The sequence below is a fragment of the Pseudomonas sp. EA_15y_Pfl1_P101 genome (assembly GCF_963970835.1).
Classification (GTDB): Bacteria; Pseudomonadota; Gammaproteobacteria; order Pseudomonadales; family Pseudomonadaceae; genus Aquipseudomonas; species Aquipseudomonas tritici.
In genome coordinates this window covers 1-15,633 of record NZ_CAXAPA010000001.1, presented here as the reverse complement: position 1 = coordinate 15,633, position 15,633 = coordinate 1, and the positions used below count along the sequence as shown (strand labels likewise).

Here is a 15,633-nt window from a genome sequence, read left to right as displayed (position 1 = left end):
TCTTCAGTAAGGCCCCGGGTTATTTACCCGGCGTCAGGGTCAACCTTGTTTTCCCATACACCTTCTCAAAGTTCTGCGGCTGCATCGGGAAACTCAGGTATTGCGCCTTGAGCGACGGGTCGATGCCATTGGCATAGTTCGGGCTGGCCGGGTTGCCGGACTGGCCGATGCCCCCCTGGCCCATCATTGGTTCCACCTGGCCGAAATCGACAATCATGCGCAGCGCCGGCACTTGGGTGGTGGTGAAATCCTGGCCCCAGTTGTACGGTGCCGGGTTCAAGGTGTTGTGGTCGCCGCCGGACGCCAGTGGGCCACGAATCACCTGGCCATTGGTGTTTTTCCAGGTAGTCGTGTGCAGCTTGCCCCACTGCCAGGCCTTGTGATCGGTACCCAGTTGGCTGTCACCGGCGCTGATCGCCGCGGCCAGGCTGCGGGCGAGGACCAAAGGTTTGTCTTCTTTCTGCGGGGTGCGCACGTCGTCCCAGAATGGGCTGTCTTCGCGGCCCAGCAAGTGATCGGCCTGGGCGGCGTAGGACAGGCTGGCATTGCTGACGAAAGCCTTCCAGCTGGTGCTGTTTTCCGGGCCGAGTTCGTCGAGGAAGATCTGACGGGTGCTTTCTTGCAGGAACAGTTCGTAGATCGCGGCGTCGGCGGACGTTGCCACCAGTCGACCATCGAAGGCCATCAAGCGATTCAGTGCTTCCCGCGCCTTGACCTGCTCAGCCGCCGGCAACGCATCGATCGCCTGTTTCAGTGGCTGGGCCATGCCTGGGGCCTGGAACATGGTCTTTAGCTTGGCAGCAAACGTGGTGGTCTGGTCGTATTGCATGGCGATCATGCTGCGGCTGTCATGCTTGCCGGCATTGGCCAACTGCGCCAGGCGCTCGCTACGTTCCGGGGCGTCCCAGGAATTGGACAACTGCATGCCATAGCCGCGTGGCGCGGTGCGCTGGTTGGCAGTGCCGACCCAGCCTTGGGCCGGGTCCTGGTCATAGGGGTGCAACATCGCGTCGGCGTAACCGTCCCAGTCGAAACGCGTGTCCCAGCCCGGCGACGGCAGCAAACCTTCGCCTTCGCGACGGTTGGGGAAGCGGCCGGTGACTTGCCAGCCAATATTGCTGGCGTCGGCGAAGACCATGTTCAGCGCAATGGCGCGAATCTCGCGGGTTGCGTCCGAGGCCTTGGCGGCGTTTTGCGCGCGCGACAGGTCGAAGAACGCATCCAGGCTCTTGTCGTCCTTGAAGTCGGCGGTGTGCAGGGCCAGGCCCAGGCCGGTGGTCAGCGCCTGGCTGCTGTTGAGCAGGGCACCGTGGCGGGTTTCGTACACCACTTCACGAATCGAGCGCTGGCCTTTCACGAAAAAGGTTTCGTTACGCACACCTGCCGGTAGCCATTTCCCGTTGTTCTCGTAGTACAACGCGTTGCCCTGGCGTTTGACCTTTTCCAGGAACAGGTCCTGAGTGTCGCCCTTTACCGTGCTCATGCTCCACGCGACCTTGCCGTTGAAGCCGGACAGCAGCGTCGGCAAGCCGGCAATCGAGGCGCCCACGGCCTGGTATTTAGGTGCACGGATCTGCACGTAGCTCCATGGCGACGGGGCTTGCGGCTGGGCGGCGAGGTCGTTGGCCAACAGGCTTCTGCCGCTGCGGCTGCGTTGCGGACCGATTGCCCAGTTGCTCGAGGTGGTGACCGCCAGTGAGTTGAGGCGACTCAGTTGCTGGCTGACCGCGTCCAGCCCGGCCAGGCCGGTGATCTGGCCCAGGCTCACACCCTTGAGTTTCTCGGCTTCGGCCAGCGGGACCGCTTCATCCGGCGCGCTTGGGGTCAGCCAGGCGAGTTTGTCGACGCCGACTTTCTGCGCCAGCACCAGGGATGAAATTTCTTCCTGCAGGTTGGCCGACTCGCTGAAATTCAGCAGGCAGAACAGCAGCGCCGAATCTTCCGGCTTCCAGTATTCCGGCTTGTAGCCAGTCTGGGCCAGGTCTGGCGGTAGCTTGTCGCGGTAGCGGAACAGGTAGGCGTTGACGCCACGGGCATACACTTCAAAGAAGCGTTTGAGGCGCGGCGACGAAGCGTTATACAGCTCGCCGGCACTTTTTTTCAGGTTGACCGCACGCATGAAACGGTCGACGTCCAGCACTTCAGCACCCGCCATTTCCGCCAAGCGACCCTGGGCCAGCAGGCGCAGGGTGACCATCTGGGTGATGCGATCGCTGGCGTGCACGTAACCGAGGCTGAACAGCGCGTCATGGAAGGTATTGCTTTCGATCAGCGGCATGCCCTGGGCATTGCGACGCACGGAAACGTTTTGAGCCAGGCCTTTGATCGGCAGCACACCGGCGACCGGCGGCAGGGTGTCCTGGGTGTTCTGGAGCTGGCAACCGGCCAAGCTTAACGCACTGGCCACTGCCGCGGCAACGCCGAACCGGGGAAGAAAATGTGAGAGGGCTGGCGAGGCCATGGCAAAGCTCCTGCGGGGGGTAGCGTCAGTAAAGGCGCTACGTTAGTGAGCGCGGCTAAACGACGCAAGCGGGAGTTTGGGGAAAGCGTGAGATCTTGAGTCTTGCGCAGACCAATGTGAGGGCTGCGGTGTGACGATTCGACTTGGTCGCGAAGGCGGTCGGTCAGTCACACACGTACCGACTGATACACCGCTTTCGCGAGCAACCCCACACATTTTGATTGAGTGCGACTTAAGATCAGGATTTGGGCGGGTTGATCTTCTGCACCAGTTCATAGTTCATAGGCGCGGACCGTCGCCGGCCGTTCCTTGATGCGGTTGAACCAGCGCTCCAGGTGTGGGAAATCTTCCAGCCGCTGGCTCTGCCACTTGTGGGAAACAATCCACGGGTAGATCGCCATATCCGCGATGCTGTAGGCCTCGCCTGCCACGCACGGCCGATCCGCCAAGCGCCGGTCCAGCACGCCGTAAAGCCGGGCGGTCTCATCTATATAACGCTTGATTGCGTAGGGAATCTTCTCCGGCGCGAACTGGCTGAAGTGATGATTCTGACCGGCCATTGGCCCCAATCCGCCCATTTGCCAGAACAGCCATTGCAAGGCTTCCTGACGACCGCGCAGGTCTTTTGGAATGAACTGGCCAGTTTTTTCCGCGAGGTACAGCAGGATTGCACCGGATTCAAACAGCGAAATCGGCGCGCCGCCGTCGGCAGGGTTCTGATCGACGATCGCCGGAATGCGGTTGTTGGGGGCTATCTTCAGGAAGTCAGGCTTGAACTGTTCGCCCTGGCCGATATTGATCGGGTGCACCTCGTAGGGGAGACCGGCTTCTTCCAAGAACAGCGATATTTTGTGACCGTTGGGGGTGGTCCAGTAATACAGGTCGATCATGAAGCTCTCCTAAAAGGGGAATGCTTGAGCGGATGCCTGTAGGTATAGGTGATGTTCAGTGCGCAAAAATTCAATGAAACATTTGCGCATAATCTTAGAAGCAATTTATACGGCCCCATCCACCAACCCAATGTGGGAGCGAGCAAATCGAATCGTCGCACCGCCGCTCCCACATTTGGATCTTCAGCGTGGCTTACGCCCCGTGGCACTTCTTGAATTTCTTCTCGCTGCCGCACGGGCAAGGGTCATTGCGACCCACGTCCTTCAACGCATTGCGCACAGGCTCCTGGTGAGCGTGGCCGCAGTTCGGGCCGTGGACATGGCCGTGGTCGTGATCATGGTGATCGTGATCATGGTTGCAGTCAGGACCATGGACATGGGGTTGCTGAGTCATTGATGTCGCTCCGGAATAAAATCGCCGGGGATTATCTCGCCATTGTGGTTCACCTGCACGTCATAACCGATGAATAATCCGGTTTTCAACTCACCTTCCAGGCGATACGGCACAGGCTTGTTGGGGTTTTTCAGCATCTGCACCACATCACGGATCTGCGGCCAGAGGTTGGTGCGTACCGACACCCGGAAAAACTTATGACTGCGCGGCGGTACGGTTAGCCACTCGTCGGACTCGCCCTCGGTCAACACGAAGTCGCCCAGGCTGACCTTGTAGATCAGGCCGCGCACGGTCAGGTCGGCGTCGTCACGGTTGTCCACGCGAAAGAACAGCTTGAACTTCTGCTCCAGCAGCTTGGCGCGCACCACTTCGACTTTCACCAGGGACACGTGCGGCGGCGGTGAGTCGTCTTCGAACCACGACGCGCAGCCGCTCAAACCAAGGGTTAACGCCAGCATCAAGCTGTACATCCGGAGCATGGCGTGAGTCCTGTGGTGGCTAGAGATAGCTGGAACAACACTTCTTGAATTTCTGCCCACTGCCGCACAGGCACGGATCGTTGCGTCCGGCCTTCACTTGCACTGTCGGGTCGATGAAGTACCAGCGCCCGTCATTCTGTACGAAAGAGGACTGCTCGCGGTGGCTATGTTCGCCGGTGCTGTCATGCCAGCGTGCGGTGAAGGTCACAAAGGCGTGTTCCGGCTGGCCGCCAAACACCTCGCAGCTTTCCACTTCAAGGCCGAGCCAGGTGCTCTGCGCGCTCCAGGCGCCGATGGCATTGCGGTCCAGGTCCGGCTGTTGGGCGGGCAGGGTGGTGGCGACCAGATAGTCCACCAGGCCCAGCACGTAGGCGCTGTAGCGCGAGCGCATCAGCGCGCTGGCGCAAGGTGCCGGGTGCCCGGCGTGATAATGGCCGCAGCAGGCATCCAGCAGGTTGCCACTGCCGCAGGGGCAAATGGGTGTGCTCATCGGGTTACCACCAGTACTTTCCGAAGTTTTCCGGGTTGGCCCAAAAGCGGGCGTTGAGCCAGTCCGGTACTTGTTTATAGTCAAGCAGATCATAAGTAAACAGCGTCAGAACCTGCTCATCACGCTGGAAACGCTCACCAGCCTGCAAGGCCAGGGAGAAGAAGTCGGTGTCTTTCCAGTCACAGGCGCCCAGGTCCACCAGTACCGCGATGCGGCTGGCATTGAGGTTGCGGATGCCGCCCAGCAGCGTCAGGCCTTGTGGTTTTGACAGGTGCTCCAGGCAGTCCACCACCAGCGCCAGGTCAAACCGCTGTGCGGCAAGCTCCGCCGGCAAGGCTCCCGGTGCCGCGATAGACACCTGGGTATCCGGGTGCGCCTTTTTAAAAGCCTCCAGCGCCGGGAACTGGCTGGCGCCCAACAGCAACAGGCGTTTTGGCGGGTGCAGATCAAGCAAGGCGGCCAAGGCTTGCTGGGGTGTACGAGCAGAAATACCAGCGGTCATCAGAGATCCTCACATCAGGACCGTAGAGACTAGCGCGGCTGAGCGTGCGGGCCTAGAGCGGGCGGCAGCGAAAAGTCCGACAGTAGCAACGAACCTCAATGAATACAGGGGGACGGCGCAGTGGCGAAGATGAAAAGAGCCGTCTTTACTCCACCCATCGGCCCCCGCCGATCCCCTCAGGAGAAATCAGATGAGCATCATGCGGACAGCTCTACCCTTGGTTCTGCTAACCGGAGTATTGACAGGTTGCGCAGGTTTGCAAAAAACCGACTGGCCCACCTGTGCCGCCGTTGGCGGTGTGACCGGCGCGGCGATCGGTGCCACTGAAAGCTCGGCCTATGCAGGCTATGGTGCGCTGCTGATCGGTGGCATGGCCGGCGCCTATTGCTGGGTGCACGGCGATGGCGACGAAGACGGCGACGGCGTGCCAGACAGCCGCGACAAGTGCCCGGGCACGCCAAAAGGCGTGCAGGTAAATGCCGATGGGTGCCCGCCTGCGCCGCCAGCGGCCGTGGTTGAGGAGGTCGTGGTGGTCAAGGAAGAAACCATCGTGATTCGCGATGTGCACTTTGAATTCGACTCGGCCAGGCTGACTGCGGCGGATAAAACCGAGCTCGACATCATCGCCACCCGCCTGAAACAGGAAGCCCCAAGCGCTCAACTGCGTGTCACCGGCCATACCGACAGCGTGGGCAAAGACGCCTACAACCAACGGCTCTCGGATAAGCGCGCGCATTCGGTGACGGATTACCTGGTCGGCTCGGGTGTGCCACGCAGCGCTTTTGTGGCGGTGACGGGTGCGGGTGAGAGCCAGCCTGTGGCTGACAATAAAACCGCTGAAGGCCGTGCCTTGAACCGCCGTACGGAAATCCAGATCAACCGCTGACGGCCCTTGCCCCTGTGGGTTCCACAGGGGCATTGCTGGCAACTTTCGCTGAAGTCTCCCCTTTGTTAACTTTTTTGATCCTTCACTGGCAAAACGCCGGTAGAAGTCGTTAATGTGCGTCGAAAGAATAAGTTGAAATAGCTTTTGTAATAATTCCGGGGAGCTTCATATGCGTAAGGTTTTACTGTTGGCCGTGTTGGTCAGCCCCGTTGCCCTGGCGCAAAGCGTCAGTGTTGAAACCAACTCGTTGATGCGCCTGCCCAGCAGCACCAGCGTGTTGCAACTGGAGCGCCTGGACGTGGCGGACTACGGCACCTTGCTGGTGCCTTCCACCATCAGCCAAGTCACGGTGGATGAGTTGCACCTGGGGCGTGACGCTCGTATCGCCATCGTGCCCGGCGGCACTGCGCTGCAATTGCAGGTGCGCCATGCGCAGTTGGATCACGGCAGCCAGATCACTTCGCGCGGTGCTCCCGGTACCCATGAAAAGCCTGCCAAGGCTGGGCGTGATTTGATCTTGCGCATCAATTCGCTGAACGCTGAAGAGCTCTCGGTGGACGCCCGTGGCGGCGCCGGTGCCCAGGGTTATGCCGGGCTGGATGGTGCCAATGGTGAAGACCCAGGTTGCACCTGGGGTTCGGCGGGCCGGGGTTTCAATGGTGATAACGGCGGGGATGGCCTTCCGGGAGCGGCGGGTGCACAGGTGCGGGTCGAATTGCCGCAGAGTTTTCCGACTGAGCAGATAAAGGTCTGGGTCGACGGTGGCGCCGGTGGTTTAGCGGGCACGGCGGGTAAACCCGGCAAAGGCGGGCAATCCAAAGGCTGTGTGGTGTACCGCGCTGATGGCGGCGAGAAGGGCCGCCCAGGGTTGGAAGGGCAGCCTGGGCCGACGGGGCCTGCGGGTACTGTGACCATTCAGCGGCTGTGAGTCGTTGGGGCTGACGTCTTCGCGGGCTTGCCCGCGAAGAAGCCCTAAAGCACACTATTAGAACATCGGCCGAGCCGAAGCGATCGCCACCACCACCAACCCCACAATCAAGTTAATCCCCACCAACCTGCGAATCTGACCCAGTACCGCCGCACCCGCCGGCCAATCCTCAGCCGCCACTGCCGTGCGCAATTCCGGGAGTTTCAACGCCTGGATACGGATAAACAGCGCCGTCATCACCAGATACAACCCCATCATCACCTGCACATAGCGAGGTGCCGTCTCAAACCCGCTGAAGCGCAGGTGCAACAGGCCAATTCCGCTGATCGGCAAAATCGCCACCGCGACCCACACCCAAACGAAAAAACGTTGAAATACATTTGCCCACAGCTTAAGCCGGGCAGGGCCTTCAAGCGCCGCCACAGCGGCGGGGCGCAGGATCATCCAGGCGAAAAACATGCCGCCGACCCAGATCAGGGCAGCCAGTACATGCAGGGTATAAACGAGGCTAAACACAGTCATTGAGGTACTCCGTTCTGCGCAGGATTAATTAGCGGGGTATGATAGCGGCCGATCCGAACCACTGAAAATTTATCCAGCGTTTTTTGCGCCCGACTATCCATGATCAGCACTGAACTCAAAACTACGATCCAGGGCGCCTACACGCGTTTTCTCGAAGCCAAGCGCTTGAAACCGCGCTACGGCCAACGCCTGATGATCGCCGAAGTGGCCAAGGTCCTCGGGGATATCGACACCGACGACGAAGGCCGGCGCAGTGGCGACCCGGCGATCGTGGCCGTTGAGGCCGGCACCGGTACCGGCAAGACCGTGGCCTACAGCCTGGCTGCGATTCCTACCGCCAAGGCTGCCGGCAAACGCTTAGTGATTGCCACCGCGACCGTCGCCCTGCAAGAGCAGATCGTCTACAAAGACCTGCCTGACCTGATGCGCAACAGCGGCCTGAACTTCACCTTCGCCCTGGCCAAGGGCCGTGGCCGCTACATGTGCCTGTCCAAGCTCGACGTGCTGTTGCAGGAAGGCCACGCGCAAACCGCCACGGCGTCGCTGTTTGAAGAAGAAGGCTTCAAGATCGAAGTGGATGAAGTCAGCCAGAAGCTGTTCACCAGCATGATCGAGAAGCTGGCCGGTAATAAATGGGACGGCGACCGCGACAGCTGGCCCACCGCGCTGGAAGACGCCGACTGGGCGCGCCTGACCACCGACCACAGCCAGTGCACCAACCGCCATTGCCCCAACTTCGGCCAGTGCGCTTTCTACAAAGCGCGCGAAGGCATGGGCAAGGTCGATGTCATCGTCACTAACCACGACATGGTCCTGGCCGACCTGGCCCTGGGCGGTGGCGCCGTGCTGCCTGACCCGCGCGACACCCTCTATGTGTTCGACGAAGGTCATCACCTGCCCGACAAGGCCATCGGCCACTTCGCCCACTATACGCGGCTGCGCTCAACCGCCGACTGGCTTGAAACCACTGCGAAGAACCTCACCAAGTTGCTGGCCCAGCACCCGCTGCCCGGCGACCTGGGCAAGCTGATCGAACAAGTGCCGGAGCTGGCGAGGGAGATCAAGACCCAACAGCAATTCATGTTCAGCGCCTGCGAACAGGTGGCTGACTTCAAGCCCGGTGAAGACGTCGAGGGCCGTGAGCGACCCCGTCATCGTTTCGTCGGTGGGTTGATCCCCGAACACATGCGTGAAATGGGCATCGAGTTAAAGAAGGGCTTCTCGCGCCTGACCGACCTGTTCACCCGCCTTACTGACCTGCTCAAGGAAGGCATGGACGGCGAGGTCAACATTGGCATCGCCAGCAACCAGGCCGAAGAATGGTACCCGCTGTTCGGCAGTCTGCTTTCCCGTTCCCAAGGCAACTGGGAGTTGTGGACCGCCTTTACCGTCGAAGACCCGGAAGACAACCCGCCCATGGCCCGCTGGCTGACCCTGTCCGAAAGCGGGGCACTGTTTGATATCGAGGTCAACGCCAGCCCGATCCTGGCGGCCGAAATGCTGCGGCGCAACCTCTGGAACGTGGCCTACGGCTGCCTGGTGACCTCGGCCACGCTGACCGCACTGGGTACTTTTGATCGCTTCCGCATGCGTGCCGGCCTGCCAAAAAAAGCGGTTACGGCGGTAGTGCCAAGCCCGTTCCATCACGCCGACGCGGGTGTGTTGCGGGTGCCGGACCTCAAGGCCGACCCGCGGGATGCCCCCGCCCACACGGCCGCGATCATCCGCGACCTGCCGGAGCTGGTAGAAGGCTCGCGGGGCACCCTGGTGCTGTTCTCGTCGCGCAAGCAGATGCAGGACGTTTTCGACGGCCTCGACCGTGACTGGCGCAAGCAAGTGTTTATCCAGGGCAACCTGTCCAAGCAGGAAACCCTGAACAAGCACAAGGCGCGGGTCGACGGTGGAGACTCCAGCGTGCTGTTCGGCCTGGCGAGTTTCGCCGAGGGTGTGGACTTGCCCGGTGCCTACTGCGAACACGTGGTGATCGCCAAGATCCCGTTCTCGGTGCCGGATGATCCGGTCGAGGCGGCGCTGGCCGAATGGATCGAAGCACGGGGTGGCAATCCGTTCATGGAAATCTCGGTGCCGGATGCTTCCTTGAAGCTGGTCCAGGCCTGCGGTCGCTTGCTGCGTACCGAAGAAGACCGGGGCACCATCACCTTGCTCGACCGCCGTTTGGTCACCCAACGCTATGGCAAGGCTATCCTTAATGCCTTGCCGCCGTTCAGGCGCGAAATTTCTTGAGCCACCGTGGGCGGATTCGCCCACTTCGTGGTCTATCTCAATTATGTCATCAGGCCATTCACCAGCCGCCTGGGAGAACCTTGCTCGTATGATTCGCACGCTGCCCGCTCTTTTTGCCCTGCTGTTTACAGCGCCCTTGATGGCTGCGCCTGTGGGGCAACAAACGCTGTTCAATTTCGTCCGGCCTGCCGATGTGGTCAAGGTGGCGACCCAGGACGCCAGCCTGCCGCAATACAACGCCGAACAGACCGCCGAAGGCGAAGTGCTGCGTCGCATCACCTTCAACCCGGCGGCCGAACCGAGCCTGGTGCTCAGCCCGCAAAGCGGCGCCTGGGACTGGTCGCAATCGAGCGCTATGAGCTTGCGTATCCAGAGTGCGATGGACTGGGCGTTGACCCTCTATGTCAAGGTGCAGAGCAGCGATGGCCGCACCCTGGTCAGTCGCATTGACTTGCCAGCCGGTCCGGCCCAGACCTTGCTGATCCCGCTGCAAGCCAATTCGCCGTTGAGCCAGGGCATGAAGGCTGGCCCGCCGATGCCGATCACGGTGGACGGCCGGCGCGTATTGCTGGCCGGCAGCGTGGGTGAAATTGACCGCAGCCAGGTGGTTTCGGTGACCTTGTCAATGCTCAAGCCTAACGCCGCCCAGAGCATCTTGCTGGAGCGCTTTGGCGTGCAGGACAGCGAGCCGGTGTTGAAGGCGGCCTACAGCGAGTTGGTGGATGCCTATGGTCAATCCGCCCGGGCGCGCTGGCCGGAAAAAGTCAGCGGCGACGGGCAACTCAAAGCCGCCGCGGCCAAGGAGCAACAGCAACTTCAGGGCTGGCTGGCCACGCGGGATAAGTCCGCCCTGGACCAGTACGGCGGCTGGAACAAAGGCCCGGCGTTCGACGCCAGTGGGTTTTTCCGCACCGAAAAACGCGACGGCCGCTGGTACCTGGTGACGCCGGAGGGGCATCCGTTCTACTCCTTGGGCGTCAATACTGTGGCCCCGGACAACAGCCAGACTTATGTGGCCGGCCGTGAATGGATGTTCGCGGCGCTGCCTAAAGGTGGCGAACCCTTCGACAAGTACTACGGCAGCGGCGACAACCGTACCGGTAACGGTGCAGGCGAAGGGCGTAGCTTTGGTGCCGGTCGTTGGTATGACTTTTACGGCGCCAACTTGCAACGCACGTATGGCGGTGACGGTTTCGACCAAAAACGCTGGGTCACCCATGCCCTCGACCGCCTGCAAGCCTGGGGTTTCAACACCGTAGGCAACTGGAGCGACGAGGATTTGACCACTGCCAATCGTGTGCCCTACACCTTGCCGCTGTCGATCGTCGGTGACTACGCCAGCATCAGCACCGGCACCGACTGGTGGGGTGGCATGCCCGACCCGTTCGACCCGCGTTTCGCCATGGCCACCGAACGCGCCGTGGCTATCGCCGCCCGCGATCACCGTAACGACCCGTGGTTGGTCGGTTTTTTTGCCGACAACGAGCTGGCCTGGGCCGGTCCCAGCGATGATGCTAAATCCCGCTACGCCTTGGCCTACGGCACCTTGCGCATGACCACCGACGTACCGGCCAAGCGCGCCTTCCTCAAACAACTGCGTGACAAATACCGTAACGAAGGAGGCCTGTCGAAAGCCTGGGGCATCGAGTTGAAGGGCTGGGAATTGATGGAAGACCCGGGCTTCGAACCGCCGATTCCCAACCCTGAGCACCCGGAAATCGAAGCTGACTTCCAATACTTCCAGAAGACGTTTGCGGATGCCTACTTCAAGACCATCTCCGACTCGCTGAAATGGCACGCCCCCAACCAACTGCTGTTGGGTGGCCGTTATGCGGTCAGCACGCCGGAAGCCGTGGCCTCCTGCGCGCAGTATTGCGATGTGCTGAGCTTCAACATGTACACGCTTAAGCCACAGGACGGCTATGACTTTGCCGCGTTGCGTGCGCTGGACAAGCCGGTGCTGATCACCGAATTCAACTTTGGCTCGGCCGATCGTGGGCCGTTCTGGGGCGGCGTGACGCAGTTGGCCAAGGAAGAAGACCGTGGCACGGCTTACGGCAACTTCTTGAAGCAGGCCATGGCCGAGCCGTCGATTGTCGGCGTGCATTGGTTCCAGTACCTGGACCAGCCGGTGACCGGTCGATTGCTCGACGGTGAAAATGGCCACTTTGGCCTGGTGGGCATCACCGACGTACCGTTCCAGGGTTTTGTTGAAAGCGTGCGCAAAAGTAACCTGGCGGCGGTCGATCAACTCGGCAAAGAGGCAGAAAAGGCCAAGGCGGCCGGTGCCGTGCGCGAAAGCGAAGGGGGCAGGGCCGGGCACGGAGGCAAAGGCCCGGTGCAGGGCGCCGGGAATGCCGGTGGGCACTCCGGAAATGGTCATTGATTGAGTGCTGACGGGTTCACAAAACCCACAAGGGCTGGAACAATGTCGGCCACTTTTTGCTGTGTTGTCCGAGGGTGTTCAGGTGCAGATCCAGGGTCATTACGAACTCCAGTTCGAAGCGGTACGTGAAGCCTTTGTCGCGTTGTTCGATGACCCGCAAGAGCGCGGGGCCGGGCTCTGCATCCAGATCGGCGGTGAAACCGTCGTCGACCTGTGGGCCGGTACCGCCGACAAGGACGGTAGCGAGGCCTGGCACAGCGATACGATCGTCAACTTGTTTTCCTGCACCAAGACCTTTACCGCCGTTACGGCCCTGCAACTGGTGGCCGAAGGCAAATTGCAACTGGATGCACCGGTCGCCAACTACTGGCCGGAATTTGCGGCGTCAGGCAAAGAAGCCATCACCCTGCGCCAGTTGCTCTGCCACCAGGCCGGGTTGCCGGCGATCCGCCAGATGCTGCCTACTGAAGCCCTGTACGATTGGCAACTGATGGTTGACACACTGGCGGCCGAAGCACCCTGGTGGACGCCGGGCCAAGGCCATGGGTACGAGGCGATCACCTACGGCTGGTTGGTGGGTGAATTGCTGCGTCGCGCTGATGGGCGCGGGCCGGGAGAGTCCATCGTGGCGCGGGTTGCACGGCCATTGGGGCTGGACTTTCATGTGGGCTTGGCCGATGAAGAGTTTTATCGCGTCGCACATATAGCGCGCAGCAAAGGCAATAGGGGCGATGAGGCCGCACAACGTTTACTGCAAGTAATGATGCGTGAACCTGAGGCCATGACTACACGTGCTTTTGCCAATCCTCCGTCTATTCTGACCAGCACTAATAAACCTGAATGGCGGCGTATGCAGCAGCCAGCGGCAAATGGTCACGGTAATGCACGTAGCCTGGCGGGTTTTTATAGTGGATTGTTGGACGGTAGTTTGCTGGAGGCCGACATGCTTGAACAATTGACCCGTGAACACAGTATCGGGCCGGATAAAACATTATTGACACAAACCCGTTTTGGCCTGGGCTGCATGTTGGACCAACCGCAGTTGCCCAACGCCACCTTCGGCCTTGGCCCGCGTGCTTTCGGGCATCCCGGTGCGGGTGGCTCGGTCGGGTTTGCCGATCCCGAGCATGATGTAGCGTTTGGTTTCGTGACTAATACATTGGGGCCTTATGTACTAATGGACCCGCGGGCACAGAAGTTGGTCGGAATATTGGCCGGTTGTCTGTAAACCCCTTGCTGTTTCACGTTTTTTTGTTACAAAGGCAACTATAAGAAGACGCTGAACGAAATGATGTAACTTTAATGTTCTGTAAGCGTCTGTTTAACGGGTCACCCAGACCCCCGTTTCTTTTCTCATTTTGTGGATATCTCATGTTATCGAACAAGTCCTTGGCACTGGCGCTGTGCCTCACTATTACTGGCTGCGCACAAACTCCACAAAATGATGCCGAGGGCGGGCATTGGTGGTCATTTGGATCTGATAAGGCCGCTACCAAGGACGCAGTGACCCAAACCGACGCCAAGCCGGATGCCAAGCCCGCTGCGGGCGCCAAGCCTGCAGCACCGGTAGCGGCCGCTGCTGCTGCGCAAGCCCCAGCGCCAACTGCAAAGGCTGACACCGGCTCCAGCTGGTGGCCGTTCTCGTTCAAAAGCGCCGACGAAAAGGCTGCCGATGCCAAGGCTGACCTGAAAGCCGACCTCAAGGCCGCGGAGCCAGCACCTGCCGCCGCCCCAGTCGTCGCCAAGACCGACACCAAATGGTGGTGGCCTTTCGAAAGCAAACCTAAGCCATTGGCCAAGGTCGACGTGACCAACGTACCAATGCCCGACCCGAAAATCACTCAGGCCTGGCTGGACGACTATGAGCCACGCCTGCGCGCCGCCATCAAGGACAGCAACCTGCAACTGGAGCGTCGTGACAATGTGCTGGTGGTGATTGCACCGGTAGACGGCTCCTACAACCCGAAACGCCCAGCGATGCTGCTGCCCGTCACCCTCGGCCCGTTCACTCGCGTTGCCAAGGCCGTTGAAGCCGATCCAAAGACCGCCGTACTGGTATTGGGCCACGTCGATGCCACCGGCACCGCCCCGGCCAGCCAGGTGCTGACCAAGGAACGTGCACAATCCATCGCCTCTATCTTCAGCCTCAGCGGCCTCAAGCAAGACCGCCTGATGCTGCGCGGCATGGGCGACATGATGCCACGTGCCGCCAACGACAGCACTCAGGGTCGCGCACTGAACCGTCGTATGGAAATCATGTTTACCCAGCGCACCACCATGCTGGCTTTGCTGAGCAAGTATCAGTCGGGCAAGACTCCACCGGTGGCTGAAATGGTTGCAGTACACAACGTTCCAGCCCCGGCCCCGGCTGCCAAAGCTCCGGCCAAGAAGGCTACAGCCGCCAAGAAAGCCGCTGCCAAGAAAGCCGCTGCCAAGCCAGCCGCTAAAAAAGCACCGGCTAAGCCTGCTGCCAAAAAGCCTGCTCCAGCCAAAGCCAAGGCCGCTGCACCGGCAAACGACCAGGCGAAAAACTGATCTGTTGAACCAGAAGGATAAAGCCGCATGACCCAGGCACTGGCCGATATGCGCCGTGACTACACACGGGATGGTTTGAGCGAGGCCCAGGCCCCGAGCGAGCCGTTTGCGTTGTTCCACGAGTGGTTTGCTGACGCGGTGACAACCGAGCAGCCCCCGGTGGAAGCCAATGCCATGACCTTGGCCACGGTCGACCAGGACGGTCGCCCGCACTGCCGCATCCTGTTGCTCAAGGGCCTGGATGCGCAGGGCTTTACCTTCTTCACCAATTATCAGAGTGCCAAGGGCGAACAGCTCGCGGCTCGGCCGTTTGCGGCCATGACCTTTTTCTGGCCGACCCTCGAACGCCAAGTGCGCATCGAGGGTCGGGTGGTCAAGGTCACGCCTGAGGAGTCGGACGCTTATTACCAGGTCCGCCCGCTGGGCAGCCGCCTGGGGGCGTGGGCGTCCCCGCAGAGCCAGGTCATCCGTGACCGCGAAGAACTGCAGGACCTGCTCAAGGCCACCGAACAACGCTTCAGCGATTCCCAACCCGATTGCCCCGAGCACTGGGGTGGCTATCGTTTGCTGCCGGAGCGCATCGAGTTCTGGCAAGGTCGCGCCAGCCGCTTGCATGACCGCTTGAACTATCGCTTGCAAGGGGCCGACTGGACCCGCGAACGCCTGGCGCCCTGAGCCGCACCTTTCGTCACCTCACCTGAATGTTGCCGATCACTCCGAAGTCTCTATCGCAGAGGCTTCGGGCGTGTGCTGCTGCGCGGCTTTTTTCAACCAGTTCGGCAAATCGGACGTAAGCGATCCACCAAGCACACCTACAATCAGGTACGGTTTCCGTTTACCGTGGCATTTCCGGTGAGCAGTTCCACGGTAACAACGCTTCGTAGTCTTCTGCCGTGGATGCATGCGGCAACCGCTC

The 15,633-nt window shown here is 60.7% G+C and carries 13 protein-coding genes and 1 pseudogene; 7 read left to right on the top strand and 7 right to left on the bottom strand.

Features of this window, described 5'->3' with window-relative positions; all coding sequences use genetic code 11:
- Window positions 1-19 precede the first annotated feature (19 nt).
- The 6 genes and pseudogenes from AACY36_RS00070 to AACY36_RS00045 all read right to left on the bottom strand — a co-directional run bounded on the left by AACY36_RS00070 (window position 20) and on the right by AACY36_RS00045 (window position 5,216).
- Window positions 20-2,461 (bottom strand): penicillin acylase family protein, encoded by a 2,442-nt coding sequence (locus tag AACY36_RS00070; RefSeq protein WP_339496667.1) that lies wholly within the window; start codon window positions 2,459-2,461, stop codon window positions 20-22.
- Window positions 2,462-2,699: 238 nt separating this feature from the next.
- Window positions 2,700-3,351: pseudogene (locus AACY36_RS00065) on the bottom strand (glutathione binding-like protein).
- A gap of 193 nt (window positions 3,352-3,544) precedes the next feature.
- Window positions 3,545-3,745: an SEC-C metal-binding domain-containing protein gene (locus AACY36_RS00060; protein WP_003189235.1), complete on the bottom strand. Its 201-nt coding sequence runs from the start codon at window positions 3,743-3,745 to the stop codon at window positions 3,545-3,547.
- Window positions 3,742-4,224, bottom strand: a complete 483-nt coding sequence (locus tag AACY36_RS00055) for an LEA type 2 family protein (RefSeq protein WP_339418091.1) — start codon at window positions 4,222-4,224, stop codon at window positions 3,742-3,744. Before AACY36_RS00055 ends, AACY36_RS00060 begins: the two co-directional genes overlap by 4 nt.
- A 19-nt stretch (window positions 4,225-4,243) precedes the next feature.
- On the bottom strand, window positions 4,244-4,714 hold the full coding sequence (locus tag AACY36_RS00050; protein WP_339418090.1) for a YchJ family protein: 471 nt from the start codon (window positions 4,712-4,714) through the stop codon (window positions 4,244-4,246).
- Between the two features lie 4 nt (window positions 4,715-4,718).
- Window positions 4,719-5,216 (bottom strand): DUF6231 family protein, encoded by a 498-nt coding sequence (locus AACY36_RS00045; RefSeq protein ID WP_339418089.1) that lies wholly within the window; start codon window positions 5,214-5,216, stop codon window positions 4,719-4,721.
- Between the two features lie 190 nt (window positions 5,217-5,406).
- On the opposite strand from AACY36_RS00045, the gene AACY36_RS00040 reads away from it, so the two are divergent.
- Both AACY36_RS00040 and AACY36_RS00035 read left to right on the top strand, forming a co-directional pair.
- Window positions 5,407-6,102: an OmpA family protein gene (locus AACY36_RS00040; protein WP_339418088.1), complete on the top strand. Its 696-nt coding sequence runs from the start codon at window positions 5,407-5,409 to the stop codon at window positions 6,100-6,102.
- A 169-nt stretch (window positions 6,103-6,271) separates the two neighbouring features.
- Window positions 6,272-7,030, top strand: coding sequence for a collagen-like protein (locus tag AACY36_RS00035; protein WP_339418086.1), 759 nt, complete (start codon window positions 6,272-6,274; stop codon window positions 7,028-7,030).
- A gap of 57 nt (window positions 7,031-7,087) precedes the next feature.
- Here the strand turns inward: AACY36_RS00035 and AACY36_RS00030 are convergent, their stop codons facing one another.
- The gene (locus AACY36_RS00030; protein WP_339418084.1) at window positions 7,088-7,552 is read right to left on the bottom strand and encodes a CopD family protein; all 465 of its coding nucleotides are present in this window, start codon (window positions 7,550-7,552) and stop codon (window positions 7,088-7,090) included.
- A 99-nt stretch (window positions 7,553-7,651) separates the two neighbouring features.
- Here AACY36_RS00030 and dinG point away from each other — a divergent pair, with 99 nt between their 5' ends.
- The 5 genes from dinG to pdxH all read left to right on the top strand — a co-directional run bounded on the left by dinG (window position 7,652) and on the right by pdxH (window position 15,392).
- Entirely contained in the window at window positions 7,652-9,796 is a 2,145-nt protein-coding gene (gene dinG / locus AACY36_RS00025) for an ATP-dependent DNA helicase DinG (RefSeq protein WP_339418082.1), read from the top strand.
- Window positions 9,797-9,884: 88 nt separating this feature from the next.
- The gene (locus AACY36_RS00020; RefSeq protein ID WP_339418079.1) at window positions 9,885-12,182 is read left to right on the top strand and encodes a beta-galactosidase; all 2,298 of its coding nucleotides are present in this window, start codon (window positions 9,885-9,887) and stop codon (window positions 12,180-12,182) included.
- 82 nt (window positions 12,183-12,264) lie between these two features.
- Window positions 12,265-13,410: a serine hydrolase domain-containing protein gene (locus AACY36_RS00015; protein WP_339418076.1), complete on the top strand. Its 1,146-nt coding sequence runs from the start codon at window positions 12,265-12,267 to the stop codon at window positions 13,408-13,410.
- Between the two features lie 143 nt (window positions 13,411-13,553).
- Complete coding sequence (locus AACY36_RS00010; RefSeq protein WP_339427092.1) at window positions 13,554-14,717, top strand: OmpA family protein; 1,164 nt, start codon at window positions 13,554-13,556, stop codon at window positions 14,715-14,717.
- A 27-nt stretch (window positions 14,718-14,744) separates the two neighbouring features.
- Window positions 14,745-15,392 (top strand): pyridoxamine 5'-phosphate oxidase, encoded by a 648-nt coding sequence (gene pdxH, locus AACY36_RS00005; RefSeq protein ID WP_339418073.1) that lies wholly within the window; start codon window positions 14,745-14,747, stop codon window positions 15,390-15,392.
- Window positions 15,393-15,633 lie beyond the last annotated feature (241 nt).